Genomic DNA, 13,833 nt, shown 5'->3' on the forward strand with positions numbered 1-13,833 from the left:
TGGCTTGGGATATGGACGATTTTTGGGTCTTTGGCTACGGTTCGTTGATGTGGAACCCGGGCTTTGCCTTTGAGGAAAGGCAGCAGGCGCGGCTGCACGGTTATCGACGCTCCCTCTGCATCAGTTCAAATGTGTACCGCGGCACTGAGGAGAAGCCCGGCCTTGTTCTCGGTCTGGAGCGCGGCGGCTCCTGCCTCGGCGTTGCCTTTCGCGTGCGCGGAGCGGACCATGGTCCGGTCATGGCCTATCTGCGCGAGCGCGAGCTGGTAACGAATGTCTACAAGGAACGCGTCGTTGCCATTGCGCTCGCCGATGGCACGCGCGGCAGTGCCGTGACCTATGTGGCCGATCCCGCCCACGAGCAGTATATTGGTGGTCTGGGTGTCGCGGAAGCGGCTACAATCGTGGCTGCCGCATCGGGCCGGTCCGGCCCGAATGCCGATTACGTCTTCAATACCGTGCAGCATCTGCAGGATATGGGTATTCGCGACACGCTGCTGGAAAGCATTGCCGCCAGTGTCGGCACGATCGCGGTTTAGCCGGCGGGAGTGTCTTGCCCCTGAAGTTCTGCGATACGCTTCACGGCGGTCGGTGGCAGCGGCAGGTGCGGATTGTTGCGCGCGGTCTCCAGCAGCAACTCGTCGCTCGCCTTTTCCGTCACCTCGATCAATGTCTTGAAAAACACGTCCGGGTCCAGTCCCGGCTCGATGGCCGGCAAGATCCGCACCTTGAAATGGCCGGGATAACGCATTGTCGAGCGGCGTGGCCAGAAGAGGCCGGGATGCATGGCGACCGGAATGACGGGGACTTTGAGGTCGCGGTAAAGACGTGCGATGCCATAACGATATTCGGGCTCAGCGCCCGGTGGCCGGCGTGTGCCTTCGGGATAGATTATGAGTTCGCGGCCAGCCGCCATCTCCTCTCTCGCCCGCTCCATGACCTTTAGCATCACCTTGCCGCGCGCGGCGCGGTTGACCGGGATCATGCGCTGCTTCATCGCATACCAGCCGAACAGCGGGATCCACAAAAGCTCGCGCTTCAGAATATAGACCGGATCGGGAAGGTTGGGCAGCAGCGCATAGGTGTCCCAGAAGGACTGGTGTTTGGGGGCGAAGATACAGCCGGTTTCGGGAATGTTTTCCAGCCCCTCGATCTCGAAGGTGGTGCCGACAATGGTCTTCATCAGCCAATGGTTGGATCGCGCCCAGTTCTTGGGGATTTCATAGGCTATTCTGCGCGGCAGGATGAAATAGATCGGCGTGAGCACGATCATGCGGACAATCAGATTGAGATAAAACAGCGTATTGAAAAGAAAAGAGCGCAGCTTGAGCATCGACAGAATTCCCGGGTTGCAGCCGTTCCGAAGCTCAGGCGCGCCTCGATGCCGGATGCCGATGCCAGACGCCTACACGAAAACAAGGCTCCGCAGCAAGCGTGTTCTCTCCGTTCTTTCCATTCACGGGGAAGAGGTTGCCGCCTTGATCGTGGGGTGATCGGCGCCCGCCTTGCGCAACCCGTCGCCCTTGCCGAGCCCGGTCAGGTCGCGTCCTGCTGCAATCACGAATTTCATGTATTCGTAGAGCATGGTCCGGACCACATCCGGCTCCGCGAACCAGTTGGTGCGGGCAAGGTCGGCGCTGATAACGGGATAGGCGATGAATTGGGTCTGCGGGCTGGCATTGTGCAGTTCATGCAGGCTGCGATGCATATGGTAATTGTTGGTGACGACGACGATGGAGGAATAACCGTGGTCGCGTATCCAGCTCGCCGCCTCATTGGCGTTGCCGATGGTGTCTATGGCCTTGTAGCCCATGTCCACGCAGCAGGAAAACATGTCCGAAGAGCCTTGCGTCATCTTGCGGATTTGCGTGCGGGTGGTGGCCGGGTTGACGCCGGAAATCAGAAGGCGCTTGCCAACGCCGTCCCGCAGCAGGCCGACCGCCTGTTCGATGCGCTGGTAACCGCCGGTCAGAACGATGATCGCGTCGCCCTTGGCGCCTTCGGGCGGGCGCATGGAGGCGACTGAATCTGCGAACCACAAAAAACCGCCGGAAAAAGCCCCGAGAGTAATGACGCAAAGCAGGATGAGACCGCGAATAAAACGGCGCAGGCGACTTCGCCGCGACAACAGGCCCTTTTTTGCCTGTCGCGTGGTCGTCTGCTCCTGATCATGGTCCGTCCGACTCACAAACATTCCTCCTGAATACTCGCCGATTAAGGCAAGGAACAGGCATTTTTGTCCACCGTCCGCAAGTTACATCCGGCGTGTGAAGGGTGCAGTTTCCTCGCGAGATCCGGGAGACGGCGTCACGATGCGACACCGTCGCTTTTAGACGGATCGGAGCGGACGCGGTCGATATCATCGATCGTGCGGATGACCGTCACACGCGCGGTGATGGTGGTGAGCAGCGCGATGATGATCATCGTCGTGGCGATGCCGATATAACCACTGAGGCCAACGGAAAAGGAGCCGAAAAGCGCACTTGCCTGATCGCTTTGCGGCGTTGCAACCGTGCTCGATTGCCAGAAACCGGCGGCAAGGAAAACTGCCGCTGCGAGGGCGCTGCCCGCTGCCGCACCTTTCAGGCTGATCTTCAGGAAGTGCTTCTGGAATTCCCGCGCGACGAAGCTGCTTTCGGCGCCGACGAAATGCAGCACCTCGACGATGTGCCGGTTGCCGGAAAGCGCGCCGCGCGTTGCAAACACCACCGTCAGCACCATGGCGGTGAAGACGAGGATCAGGACCCCGACGCCGATCATGACGGTGGTCCTGGCCATGGAGACGAGCCTGTCGACCCATGTACGGTGGTCATCCAGAAACGCCTGTGGAATTTCAGCCTTCAGCATATCGCGCATGGCCTGAAAATCGGGCGGGTGGTTTTCATCGATGGTAATCACGACGAGGCGCGGCACCGGCAGTTCGGAAAGATCGAGGCCACTGCCGAGCCACGGCTCCAGAAGACGCGCGGTGGCGGCGTCATCGAGGATCGTGCCATCCCGCGTGCCGACGAAAGTGAGCGCCAGAGAACGTGCCTTGGTGAGCGCTGCATTCATGTCCAGCCCGTCCTCGGGTTTGATCTGAATGGTGATTTCGCGGGAAATCTGGCTCTGCCAGGTGGCGGCGGTGGCACGCACCATGGAAACGGCACCAAGCGTCAGGCAGGCGAGAAAGGCCATGATGGCGATCACCACCATCAGCGCGTTGCCCTGAATGTTGGAGGGCGGCAGAATGGGTGCCATCGGGCGGATACGCATCGGCGGCCGCTTCGGTGCGGTCGCCTCTGGTCTTAACTGTTTGCGGTTGATCTCATTCATAGATGTCGAGCCGCCCTTCGGTGAGGATCATCCGGCGTGCGTCGATCTGGTCCATCAGGCCGAAATCATGGGTGGCGATGACCACAGCGGTACCCAGCCGGTTGAGCTCCAGAAAGAGGTTGAGAAGGCGCTTGGCCATCGGCGGGTCGACGTTGCCGGTCGGCTCGTCGGCCAGCAAAATTTCCGGCTGGTCCATCAATGCGCGGGCAATGGCGGCGCGTTGCTTTTCCCCACCGGAGAGGATGGCCGGAAGCACATTGATGCGCTCGCCAAGCCCGACCCATTTCAGAAGCTCGATAACGTCGTTGCGGTAGGCGCTTTCTTCCTTGCCGCGCACACGCAGCGGCAGGGCGACATTCTCATAGGTCGTCAGATGATCGAGCAGCCGGAAATCCTGAAAGACGATCCCGACGCGGCGGCGCAGCATGGGCAGCTCGCTGCGCGGAATGCGCGACACATCGCGGTTGAACATGCGGATATTGCCGCGTGTGGGCTGCAGCGACATCAGCAGCAGGCGCAGGAACGTGGTTTTGCCGGCACCGGAAGGGCCGGTCAGAAACTGGAACGAACCCTTGGGAATGTCGAAGGTCATGTCCCTCAGGATTTCGGGGCCCATGCCGTAACGCAACCCGACATTTTCGAAATGGATCAACGGACTTCCAGTCTCTTCGTTTCGTGGTGGTTCGCAAACCGCTGGCGCGTGAGGCCCGGATGCGCCGTTTAACCCGGTTCCGGTAGCCTATGCGAGCCGTTTTTGCGAAGCATTAACCAATTAAATTTAAAACTTGGCAGGATTCGTTGCAATGCCCAGTTTTGCGGGCCGGAAAACCTCACCCAAGGAATTCTATGGCTATGTTCCGTTCATCTCGCCGGCAAGCGGCATTCGATTTCGACCTCCTGATGCCGGAAGCGCCAGTGCGCCGTACGGCGCGGGCAACCCACACCGGCCCCGATGTGGTAGACGCGGAATTTGTCACCATCAAGGAAAACCGTGTCCGTCAGCCCGGAAACGATAATCGCGGCGCGATGCGCCGTCAGATGGAAAAACCGCCCGTCACCGCCAGTGCTCTTGGTTACGCGTTCATCGGCTGGGTGGACCGCAAATTGTCGCGCCTGTCTGTGGATGCCTATTCGGCGCTGGTTGCGGCGCTCGTCATTTTTGTTTTCATCTGCTCAGGCGGCCTGTCGGTGGTCGTGCCGGAAAAGCCGATCGTTGCGGCCGCAAACCCGCTTGCCATTTCCCATGTCACCATCACGCCGCAGGAGGCTGGCGGCATGGATGTCCTGCTCATCAACGGTATTGTGGAGAACAACGGTGCCGCTCTGGAAGAGGTGCCGGCACTTCGCGCCGACCTCTTCGTTGCCAAGGGGCAACTGGTCGCCAGCATGGTCATCGAACCGCCGGTCAGGCAGATGCAGCCCGGTTTCAGCCACGGATTTTCGGCAAAGTTGCGCCATCCCGGTGGAAAAACGCCTGAGATCAAGCTTTCCTTCGTCGAAGCGGGTGCTTCCGAACGTTGACTGTGCTAACGCGTGGTCTTCGTATTTTTACTGAAAGGTAAAATCGGCAAGGCGCAGCACAGGAGAAAGAATGCCCGTCGTCCGTGGAAAAAACATTGAGCCGCTTTACACCGCCGAGCAGATTGCCGAGCGCAATCGCGACATGGCCAAGCATATAGCGAGCGGCCCGACCAAGGATTTGCTGGTCATCGCCGTGCTCAAGGGATCGTTCATTTTCGCGGCCGATCTCATCCGCGCGCTGCATGACAGCGGCCTTGCCCCCGAAGTCGAATTCATCACGCTTTCGAGCTACGGTGCCGGCACCGTTTCGCAAGGGGTGAAGATCGTCAAGGATATCGACAGCGACGTGAAGGACCGCGATGTTCTTCTGATCGACGATATTCTCGAATCCGGCCGCACGCTGCGTTTCGCCAAGGAACTGCTTTACGAACGTGGCGCCCGTCACGTCACCATCGCCGTGCTGCTCGACAAGAAGGTCAAGCGCAAGGAAGATCTGGAGGCCGACTATGTCGGTTTCGAATGTCCCGATTATTTCGTCGTGGGTTACGGCATGGATGTGGCTTACGCCTTCCGCGAACTGCCCTTCGTAGGCGTCGTCACGGGCGACGCCTGACGATTTCTGCCGTGCCGGGATGGGACATGCCGGAGACGCCTCATTAACCATTCACCCAGCGAAACCCTGGGTGTTTACCTCTTGAAAAGAGGAGCCTGCGATGTTGCTCACGGCTGGAAATGATGCCCAGGAGCAATGATTAATGGCGAAGATTCTGATTACCGAAGATGAGGATGCATTGCGGGCTTTCGTTGCCCGTGCGCTGCGTCTCGACGGTCACGAGACCCACGAGGCGGCAGACGGCGAGCAGGGGCTGGAGAAGCTTCAGGAAACCAATTTCGATCTCCTTCTTTCGGATATCCGCATGCCGGTCATGGATGGCATCGAGCTGGCGCACCGCGCCGCCGAACGCTTCCCGGCCATGCGCATCCTGTTGATGACGGGTTATGCCGAACAGCGCGAACGCGCTGATGATCTGGCAGAAAAGATCGTGGACGTGGTTTCAAAACCTTTTGCGCTTCCGGATATCCGCAAGGCTGTTGCGCGGGCGCTTGCGGCCTGAGCGATAAGGCTACAGAGATTTGAGAAAGGGCGGCCCTTTGGGCCGCCTTTTTTTGTTGCGGAGTTATCAACTCTCTCCGCCGTCATGCTCGGGACAAGGCCGAGGATGACGTGGAGTGTTTGATAAGCTGGCCTTTCCTAAAAAATGCGCGAGGTTAAACACGCCCGATCGCTAGGAATGGCGGCCTCCATCCTCACCGTATATCCAGCAACCGCTCCAGATAACGCCGCTCGATTTCACCCGGCGGGTTGTTGCCGAGCTTTTCCCGGATAGCCTCGAGAATTTCGCGGGCGCGCTGCACGTCGATCTCATCAGGCACCTTCACCTGGTCGCCGAAATCGGGGCCGGTTGTGCTGCGCGGACGGCCGAGTGGATCGCGGCCGTTCTGTCCGCCTTGGCCCGCCATGCCTTCCTGCCCCTGTCCGGGCTGCTGTCCCTGCTGGCGCATGGCCTGCATGATCTGGCCCATCATATCCTGCGCGCCCTGTCGCAGCGCGTTCAGCGCATTGCCCTGACCTTCGACCGCCTGTTCGCCCTGGCTTTTGCCGAGTGCTTCGCCGGCGCCTTCCATTTCCTGCTGCGCCTTGCCGAAGTTTTCGCCCGGCTCCATGCCGAGATCACGAAGGCCCTGCTGCAATTCGCCCAGCTGCTTGCCCAGCGCGTCCTGCTGCGCCCTCAGATTTTTCAGCGCCTCGCGCAATTGTTCGGCGGTCATCTGCTCGCTCGGCTGTCCGCCTTGCTGGCCGTTCTCGCCCTGCTGGCCCTGCTGGCCCTGTTGCGGTGATTCACCGTTTTCACCCGTCTGCGGGTCCTGACCTTCGCCGCCATCCTGCGGGTCGCCGCGCTGCATGCGGTCACGCAGCGCCTGATCGAGCTTGAAGGTCTCGTCCATCAGCTTCTGCTGCTGTTGCAGAATTTCCCCCAGCTTGTCGATCTGCTGGCGCATCTTGCTGCTTTGCTGCTGCCCCTGCTGGCCCTGACGTTGCGGCCGTCCCGCCTGCAGGTTGTTCATCATGCGTTGCAGCTGCGAGAGCATTTCCTGTGCTGCGTCACGGTTGCCGGAGCGCGCGAGGTTTTCGATCTGGTTCATCATGTTTTCGAGATCGCGCTGCCGCAAGACGTTTTGTGCCTGCTGGTTCATGTTGGCTTGCGGCGCATTCTGCATGCGCTGTGCAAGCTCGCTCATGAACTGCTGCATCGCCTCACGCAGTTCCTGCATCAGCTTGGCGACTTCCTCATCGGAGGCATTGCGCTGAAGCGCCTCGGAAAGCGCTGTCTGCGCATCACGCAGGCGTTTTTCCGCCTGCGAAAGATCACCATCCTCGATGCCGAGCGCGATCTCCCAGAGATAATCGGCGGTGTTCTTCAGCATCTCCTCATTATAGGCGAGCCGCATGCGGGTCTGCGCCGATTGCAGCAGGAGATAGTGCGTGGTGTTGGGAATGGTTTCATCCGGACGCAGACCAACCGCCTCGTTATAGGCGATCGCCTTTGGCATCTGGCGCGTGTCGAGCGAGAATATCTGCCGCTGTTCGGCAACCGAAGCCGCCAGCGGTTCAGAGAAATTGCGGCCCGGCAGCACCATTTCATGCGCGGGGCTGCGGCCGGTCTGGCCGGCACCATCTGTTGCCACCAGCGTGATGCGCACGCGCTTACCTGCCATGGGATGTTCGGTCAGGTTGCGGCTGGTCAGCCCCTTGATCTCGCGGTTGTTCTGCCGCGGCAGGTCGAGCTTGAATTCCGGCGGCGGGTAAAGTGCTGTTGCACCCTCCGCAACGCCAAGCGGCTCGATGATGGCGTGGGCTTCCTTGATGCCATAGTCGTCCTTGGCGGTGAAACCCACCTCCAGCGCACCATTGACGGCGCGGCGCGGCATGTTGTCGAAGCCGATGGTCGGTGGCTGGTCAGGAATGACGTTGAACACCCATTGTTCGCCATTGGCGGTGATCATGCCGCTTTCGGTCACATCCATTGCAAAGGTGCGCGGTGTGACAGGTTGATCCGGCGCGCGTTTTTCTGTCTGTGCCGCCACATCGCCACTTGCGCTGTCGGCGCGCGCCGCTTCGGGGGCAAGCTTCTGCAGGGCGCCGGCGGTCTCAGGCTCGAAGGTCACTTCCTCGCCGCCATCGCCACCGGTCATGCGGATCGTCAGTTTGGAGGATTGCGGCACGGACACCGCGTCGTGGCCAGTCGCATCGCGCCCTGTCAGAAAAATCGGGGCGCGGCCGGTATAGGCGGGCGGCGTGACCCAGGCGTCGAGACGGATATCGGGATTGAGCGGACCGGCTGCCGGCCGGCTACGGAAGGCATCTGCAATCGTGCCTGCACCATTGGAATAGGAAAAACCGAAGGCGACAACCAGAAAAAGGGCGGGAATGGCGCGTAGTGCCGAGCGGTCGTAACGGGCGATATCTGGTTTCGGCAGGCCGGCATTCAGCGCGGCGATGCGTTCCGCCATACGGATCTGGTGTTCTTTCCACAAGGCGCGGGAAATGGGGGTGTCCAACGCCGGTTCGTCTTCCTGCACGCCGACTGGCTGGTGAGCGAGACCATTGCGTTCTTCCAGAAGGCGGGACGCGTCGTTGTCTGTCGGCCATTTCAGCCGGACGATTGGCAGGATGGTGCTGATGAAACCGAAAACCAGCAGGAAAACGATGCCCAGCCGCACGAAGTCAGGCATTTGCCGGTAGAGGCCGAACCATGCGAGCGCTAGAAACGCGGCGGCGATGGAAAGCGGCCACAGCGTCTTCGGTGCTACTCTTTCCGAAAACAACACGATTTTTGCGAAGAAGCGTTTAGCCGCAACCCGGCGGGCAAGATCCGGCCGCTGCGCGAATGCGCCGGTAGGGCGCTTTCTGCCTGTCCTGTCCTCTCCGGCTGTGGTCATCAATCCGTTCTCCCGGTTCTGGCCACGTCAAACGCCATTCCCGGAACGGCGAGCTGCTTGTATTATGAGAAGCAAGGATAACATTCTTTGTGGCGAAGACGAGGGCAAGTGGATGCTCACCCCCATTTTTTAGGCAGCTTCGCTCAATTGTGATCGACCAAGCCGGATGTATGGCGGATCAATCGAGCCAGGCGGGTACTGAATCGAGAGCGATCAGCTCTTCATAGGTTCCGCGCGGGCGGATGACGTGGAACTTGTCACCCTTTACCAGCACTTCCGGCACCAACAGGCGCGAATTATAGGTGCCTGCCTGCACGGCGCCGTAAGCACCGGCGGAGCTGACGGCAATCAGATCACCCGGCTGCGGTGCGGCCATCTCGCGGTCCAGCGCCAGATAGTCACCCGTTTCGCAGACGGGGCCAACGATATCGGCCTTGATGCGAGGGGCGTCTACCGCGGGCTGCACGACAGGGCGGATGCCGTGATAGGCCTCGTAAAGCGTCGGGCGGATGAGGTCGTTCATCGCGCCATCGACAATCACGAAGTTCTTTTCGCCGCCATCCTTCACATAGATCACTTCCGTCACCAGAATGCCGGCATTGCCGACGATCAGGCGTCCCGGTTCGGTGATGATCTTGCAGTTGAGGCTCTTTAGCTCGTTCTTGACGATATGCGCATAGGCATCCGGCAGCGGCGGCGGATTATTGTCCTCGCGGTAGGGAATGCCGAGACCGCCGCCGATATCGACGTGGCTGATCGTGTGCCCGTCCGTGCGCAGGGATTCCACCAGTTCGCGCAGCAAGCGGAACGCATCCTCGAAGGGCTGCAATTCTGTGATCTGGCTGCCGATATGCATATCGATGCCGGTGACTTCGATGCCGGGCAGGGTGGCGGCGTGGGCATAGACCGCACGCGCCCGCTCATAGGAAATGCCGAACTTGTTTTCTTTTTTGCCGGTGGAAATCTTGGCATGAGTGCGCGCATCCACATCCGGATTGATGCGGAAGGACACATGCGCCCTTTTTCCGGCCTTGACGGCGCGCAGGTTGAGGACCTCAAGCTCCGGCTCGGATTCGATGTTGAAGCAGTAGATGCCGGCTTCCAGCGCGTAATCCATTTCCGCCACCGTCTTGCCGACGCCGGAGAACATGATGCGGTTTGCCGGTACACCGGCGCCAAGCGCGCGGCGCAATTCGCCGCCGGATACCACGTCGATACCCGCGCCAAGCTTTGCCAGCGTCTTCAGAACGGCCTGGTTGGAATTGGCCTTCATGGCGTAACAGACCATGGCGTCCACATCGGCGAAAGCGCCTGAGAACACCTTGTAGTGGCGCTCCAGCGTCGCGGTCGAATAGACATAGAACGGCGTGCCGACCGCCTTGGCGATCTCAGGCACGGGCACGTTTTCGGCGTGAAGCACGCCGTCGATATAGCCAAAATGGTTCACAGGCTTTTTCCCGTCAGAGAAGCTTGTCGAGGATGAACGGCCGCTCCGCCGTTGCCGGCTTCGTCTCGGTTCCGTCGGCATTGCGCTTGTTGCGCATTTCGACCGGCGTGCTCGGCGGATCGATATCGCCTTTTCGCCCGCAGGCACTGAGAGCAAGACTGACGGCGAGCGCCATGCCGATGGGAACGATGAGATTGCGCGCGGTTTTTGAAAGCATGAGCCTGTCCAAAGGAAATATGTGCTTCTCTGATAACGAAAAACAGGGCGCTTGTGCACCCTGTTTCTTGTGATCGCAGCGTAACGCAGATTTATGAGGGCGGCGGAGAAAAATGGAATCGTTTCCGCCGCCCATTTTAATTTGTCTGCGCATCGGATTTTCCGAAAACCGCTTCACACTTATCGGTCCGATGCGTTAGTTGCGTCCACGCCACCAGGCGATCTGCTTCTTGACCTCGGAAGGAGCCGTTCCGCCGAAGCTGGTGCGGCTGGCAACCGATGCCTCGACTGAAAGAACGTCGAAAACGCCGCTTGTAATGGCCGGATGGATCGCCTGCAGGTCTTCCAGCGAAAGATCGGCCAGATCGCAGCCTTTCTTTTCCGCCAGTGCCACCGCATTTCCGGTCACATGGTGGGCGTCGCGGAAGGGCAGGCCTGCCTCGCGCACCAGCCAGTCAGCAAGATCGGTGGCGGTGGAATAGCCCGAACCGGCGGCCGCACGCATGCGGTCCTTGCGCACCTCAAGGTCGCGGATCATGCCGGTCATGGCGGCGATGGCCAGTTCCAGGCTTTCGGCGGCATCGAAAACCTGTTCCTTGTCTTCCTGCATGTCCTTGGAATAGGCGAGTGGCAGGCCCTTCATCACAGTCAAAAGCGCCACCAGCGAGCCGTTGATGCGGCCGGTCTTGGCTCGCACCAGTTCGGCGGCGTCGGGGTTCTTCTTCTGCGGCATGATCGACGAGCCGGTGGAAAAGGCATCGGACAGGCGGATAAAGCCGAATTGCGGCGTCGACCAGATGACGATTTCTTCGGCGAGGCGCGACAGATGCGTGGCGCAGATCGAGGCGATCGACAGGAACTCCAGCGCGAAATCGCGGTCGGAAACGGTGTCGATGGAGTTGCGGGTCGGCTCGCGGAAGCCGAGCGCCTTTGCCGTCATGTGGCGGTCGATAGGATAACCGGTGCCGGCCAGCGCTGCTGCACCGATCGGGCTTTCATCCAGATGTTCGATTGCGTGACGCACGCGGGCGCGGTCACGGCCGAACATTTCCACATAGGCCATGCAATGATGGCCGAAGGTGACGGGCTGGGCCGTCTGCAGATGGGTGAAGCCGGGCATGACCGTATCGGCATTTTCCTCGGCGCGGTCGAGGAAGGCGGCGATGAGCGCGGTCAGCATGCCTTCCGTCTTCTGCAGCTCTTCCTTGACCCAGAGGCGGAAATCGAGCGCCACCTGGTCGTTGCGCGAGCGGGCGGTGTGCAGACGCCCTGCCGCCGTGCCGATGAGGGTGGCAAGTCGCGCCTCGATGTTCATGTGAATGTCTTCGAGCTTGCGCGAGAATTCGAAGCTGCCAGCCTCGATTTCTGACAGGATCGTGTTCAGGCCGTGAACGATCTTGTCTTTATCTTCCTGCGAAATAATGCCTTTTTCCGCCAGCATGGTGGCATGCGCTATAGAGCCGCGGATGTCCTGGGCATAAAGCTTCTTGTCGAAGCCGATGGAGGCATTTATCTCTTCCATGATGGCTGATGGCCCGGAAGCGAAACGTCCGCCCCACATCTGGTTGGAGGATTTCTGATCTGTGCCGTCAGCCATGTTCTGCGTGCCCTGGAGTATTCGATGACAGAAAAAAGGCCGTTCAGGCTTCCTTCCGCCAGATTGGTTGCAATTGCTGCCGTTGCCGGTGTCGTGTTCGGCGCGGGTGCGGTCTGGTTCAGGCATATTGGGTCTGAGAGCCCGGTTCAAGGGGCAGCGGTTGCCGAGGCCGGTTTATGTGAAGGTGCGGCAAACCGCATCGCCTCGCTGAAACCCCTCCTGAAGGGCCAGGTGGCGGCCATGTCGGCCACGGATACGCCGCGCGGCATCCCGCTGTCCTTCAAGGGTCCGCAAGGGTCGGACATGTCGCTTGCCGATCTCAAGGGCAAGGCGGTTCTCCTCAATCTGTGGGCCACCTGGTGCGTGCCATGCCGGGAGGAAATGCCTGCGCTGAACGCACTCGAGAAGGAAAAGGGCAGCGATGGCTTTGAGGTTGTTGCGGTCAATATCGACACCGGCGCGGACGAAAAACCGAAAGCCTTCATTGACGAATACAAGATCGACGCGCTGAAACTTTATCGCGACAGCTCCATGGGCGTCTTCAATGTTCTGAAAAAGGAAGGGCTGGCTTTCGGCCTTCCCGCAACTCTTCTGCTGGACGAAAAAGGCTGCCTGATTGCCGCCATGAACGGTCCGGCAGCCTGGGACAGCGAAGATGCCAAGGCGTTGGTATCGGCAGTGAAGGCTAAATAATTGTCCAGTGCGGGAGGGACTTACCTCCCGTCATCTCGAATGATTTCAGAGGAATATCTCTTGCGCCTTAGCGCGTCGGAACAGGTGTCTCGCCACGGTAATCGTAAAAACCGCGACCAGATTTGCGGCCGAGCCAGCCGGCCTCGACATATTTCACCAGCAGCGGGCAGGGGCGGTATTTGCTGTCGGCCAGCCCGTCATGCAGCACCTGCATGATCGACAAACAGGTGTCGAGACCGATGAAGTCGGCAAGCTGCAACGGTCCCATCGGATGGTTGGCGCCGAGCCGCATGGCGGTGTCGATTGCTTCCACCGAACCGACGCCCTCATAGAGCGTGTAGATCGCCTCGTTGATCATCGGCAGCAGGATGCGGTTGACGATGAAGGCCGGGAAATCCTCGGCGACGGTGATCGCCTTTTCCAGCGTCCGCACATAGTCCTTCGCCGCATCGAAGGTCTTTTCGTTGGTGGCGATACCGCGCACCAGCTCCACCAGCTTCATCACAGGCACCGGGTTCATGAAGTGGATGCCCATGAACTGTTCGGGACGATCGGTCGCGGACGCAAGGCGGGTGATGGAGAGGGAAGACGTGTTGGTGGCCAAAAGCGCTTCGGGCTTCAGTACCGGGCAAATCTGCGCATAGATCTTGCGTTTGATTTCCTCGTTTTCGGTAGCAGCCTCAATGACCAGATCCATGGGCGCCAGATCGTTGACGTCAGTCGAACCGCTGATGAGCGCGAGTGCATCTTTGCGGGCGTCGTCGGAGAGCTTGCCGTTGGTGACCTGACGGGCAAGATTGCCGTTGATCGTGGCAAGGCCGGCTTCGATTCCGTCCTTGGAAAGATCGTAAATGTGCACCTTGTAACCGGCCAAGGCGGAAACATGCGCGATGCCGCAACCCATTTGACCGGCTCCGATGATACCGATGTTTTTAAAGGGGGCGGTCATATGCTGGTCTCCTCATGGGATTTCATCTGCGTCATTTGCGGCGATGTTACGCATATCGCCGAAAAAGAGAAGGCGGCGCGTTCAAAAAACGCG

Annotated in this window: 14 protein-coding genes; 5 read left to right on the top strand and 9 right to left on the bottom strand. The window is 59.9% G+C overall.

The genetic code is table 11. The annotated features are described in order from the left end of the window. Window positions 1–11: 11 nt before the first annotated feature. A complete protein-coding gene (locus GH784_RS01560; protein ID WP_065704540.1) occupies window positions 12–539 on the top strand; it encodes a gamma-glutamylcyclotransferase in 528 nt (175 codons plus the stop codon). Here the strand turns inward: GH784_RS01560 and GH784_RS01565 are convergent. From GH784_RS01565 to ftsE, 4 genes are all read right to left on the bottom strand, one after another. Continuing rightward, window positions 536–1,333 carry a lysophospholipid acyltransferase family protein gene (locus tag GH784_RS01565; RefSeq protein WP_025595414.1) on the bottom strand — a complete coding sequence of 266 codons (798 nt, stop codon included), beginning with the start codon at window positions 1,331–1,333 and terminating at the stop codon, window positions 536–538. The genes GH784_RS01560 and GH784_RS01565 overlap by 4 nt on opposite strands. A 123-nt stretch (window positions 1,334–1,456) precedes the next feature. After that, window positions 1,457–2,194, bottom strand: coding sequence for a YdcF family protein (locus GH784_RS01570; RefSeq protein ID WP_003511336.1), 738 nt, complete (start codon window positions 2,192–2,194; stop codon window positions 1,457–1,459). 113 nt (window positions 2,195–2,307) lie between these two features. Then, window positions 2,308–3,315 carry a cell division protein FtsX gene (locus tag GH784_RS01575; RefSeq protein WP_065687913.1) on the bottom strand — a complete coding sequence of 336 codons (1,008 nt, stop codon included), beginning with the start codon at window positions 3,313–3,315 and terminating at the stop codon, window positions 2,308–2,310. Then, the gene (ftsE, locus tag GH784_RS01580) at window positions 3,308–3,967 is read right to left on the bottom strand and encodes a cell division ATP-binding protein FtsE (RefSeq protein ID WP_003511334.1); all 660 of its coding nucleotides are present in this window, start codon (window positions 3,965–3,967) and stop codon (window positions 3,308–3,310) included. The genes GH784_RS01575 and ftsE overlap by 8 nt, the downstream gene beginning before the upstream one ends. A gap of 200 nt (window positions 3,968–4,167) precedes the next feature. Here ftsE and GH784_RS01585 point away from each other — a divergent pair, with 200 nt between their 5' ends. The 3 genes from GH784_RS01585 (at window position 4,168) to GH784_RS01595 (ending at window position 5,951) form a co-directional block, all read left to right on the top strand. Further along, window positions 4,168–4,836, top strand: a complete 669-nt coding sequence (locus GH784_RS01585) for a hypothetical protein (RefSeq protein ID WP_065704418.1) — start codon at window positions 4,168–4,170, stop codon at window positions 4,834–4,836. A 70-nt stretch (window positions 4,837–4,906) separates the two neighbouring features. Further along, window positions 4,907–5,449, top strand: coding sequence for a hypoxanthine phosphoribosyltransferase (hpt, locus tag GH784_RS01590; RefSeq protein ID WP_003511330.1), 543 nt, complete (start codon window positions 4,907–4,909; stop codon window positions 5,447–5,449). A 142-nt stretch (window positions 5,450–5,591) separates the two neighbouring features. Next, the gene (locus tag GH784_RS01595; RefSeq protein ID WP_003511329.1) at window positions 5,592–5,951 is read left to right on the top strand and encodes a response regulator; all 360 of its coding nucleotides are present in this window, start codon (window positions 5,592–5,594) and stop codon (window positions 5,949–5,951) included. A 193-nt stretch (window positions 5,952–6,144) separates the two neighbouring features. Here GH784_RS01595 and GH784_RS01600 read toward each other — a convergent pair whose 3' ends face one another. From GH784_RS01600 to argH, 4 genes are all read right to left on the bottom strand, one after another. Next, complete coding sequence (locus tag GH784_RS01600; protein WP_065704416.1) at window positions 6,145–8,838, bottom strand: TIGR02302 family protein; 2,694 nt, start codon at window positions 8,836–8,838, stop codon at window positions 6,145–6,147. Window positions 8,839–9,016: 178 nt separating this feature from the next. Beyond that, on the bottom strand, window positions 9,017–10,285 hold the full coding sequence (gene lysA, locus GH784_RS01605; protein ID WP_019564865.1) for a diaminopimelate decarboxylase: 1,269 nt from the start codon (window positions 10,283–10,285) through the stop codon (window positions 9,017–9,019). A gap of 13 nt (window positions 10,286–10,298) precedes the next feature. Next, on the bottom strand, window positions 10,299–10,502 hold the full coding sequence (gene lptM, locus GH784_RS27075; RefSeq protein WP_035199619.1) for an LPS translocon maturation chaperone LptM: 204 nt from the start codon (window positions 10,500–10,502) through the stop codon (window positions 10,299–10,301). A gap of 195 nt (window positions 10,503–10,697) precedes the next feature. Next, a complete protein-coding gene (gene argH, locus GH784_RS01615; protein ID WP_025595424.1) occupies window positions 10,698–12,098 on the bottom strand; it encodes an argininosuccinate lyase in 1,401 nt (466 codons plus the stop codon). A 24-nt stretch (window positions 12,099–12,122) separates the two neighbouring features. Here argH and tlpA point away from each other — a divergent pair, with 24 nt between their 5' ends. Next, a complete protein-coding gene (tlpA, locus tag GH784_RS01620) occupies window positions 12,123–12,791 on the top strand; it encodes a thiol:disulfide interchange protein TlpA (RefSeq protein ID WP_065704415.1) in 669 nt (222 codons plus the stop codon). Window positions 12,792–12,858: 67 nt separating this feature from the next. On the opposite strand, the gene GH784_RS01625 is transcribed toward tlpA, so the two are convergent. Then, complete coding sequence (locus GH784_RS01625; RefSeq protein ID WP_013761782.1) at window positions 12,859–13,740, bottom strand: 3-hydroxybutyryl-CoA dehydrogenase; 882 nt, start codon at window positions 13,738–13,740, stop codon at window positions 12,859–12,861. Window positions 13,741–13,833: the final 93 nt, after the last annotated feature.

The organism is Agrobacterium tumefaciens (assembly GCF_009649785.1).
GTDB classification, from domain to species: domain Bacteria; phylum Pseudomonadota; class Alphaproteobacteria; order Rhizobiales; family Rhizobiaceae; genus Agrobacterium; species Agrobacterium tumefaciens.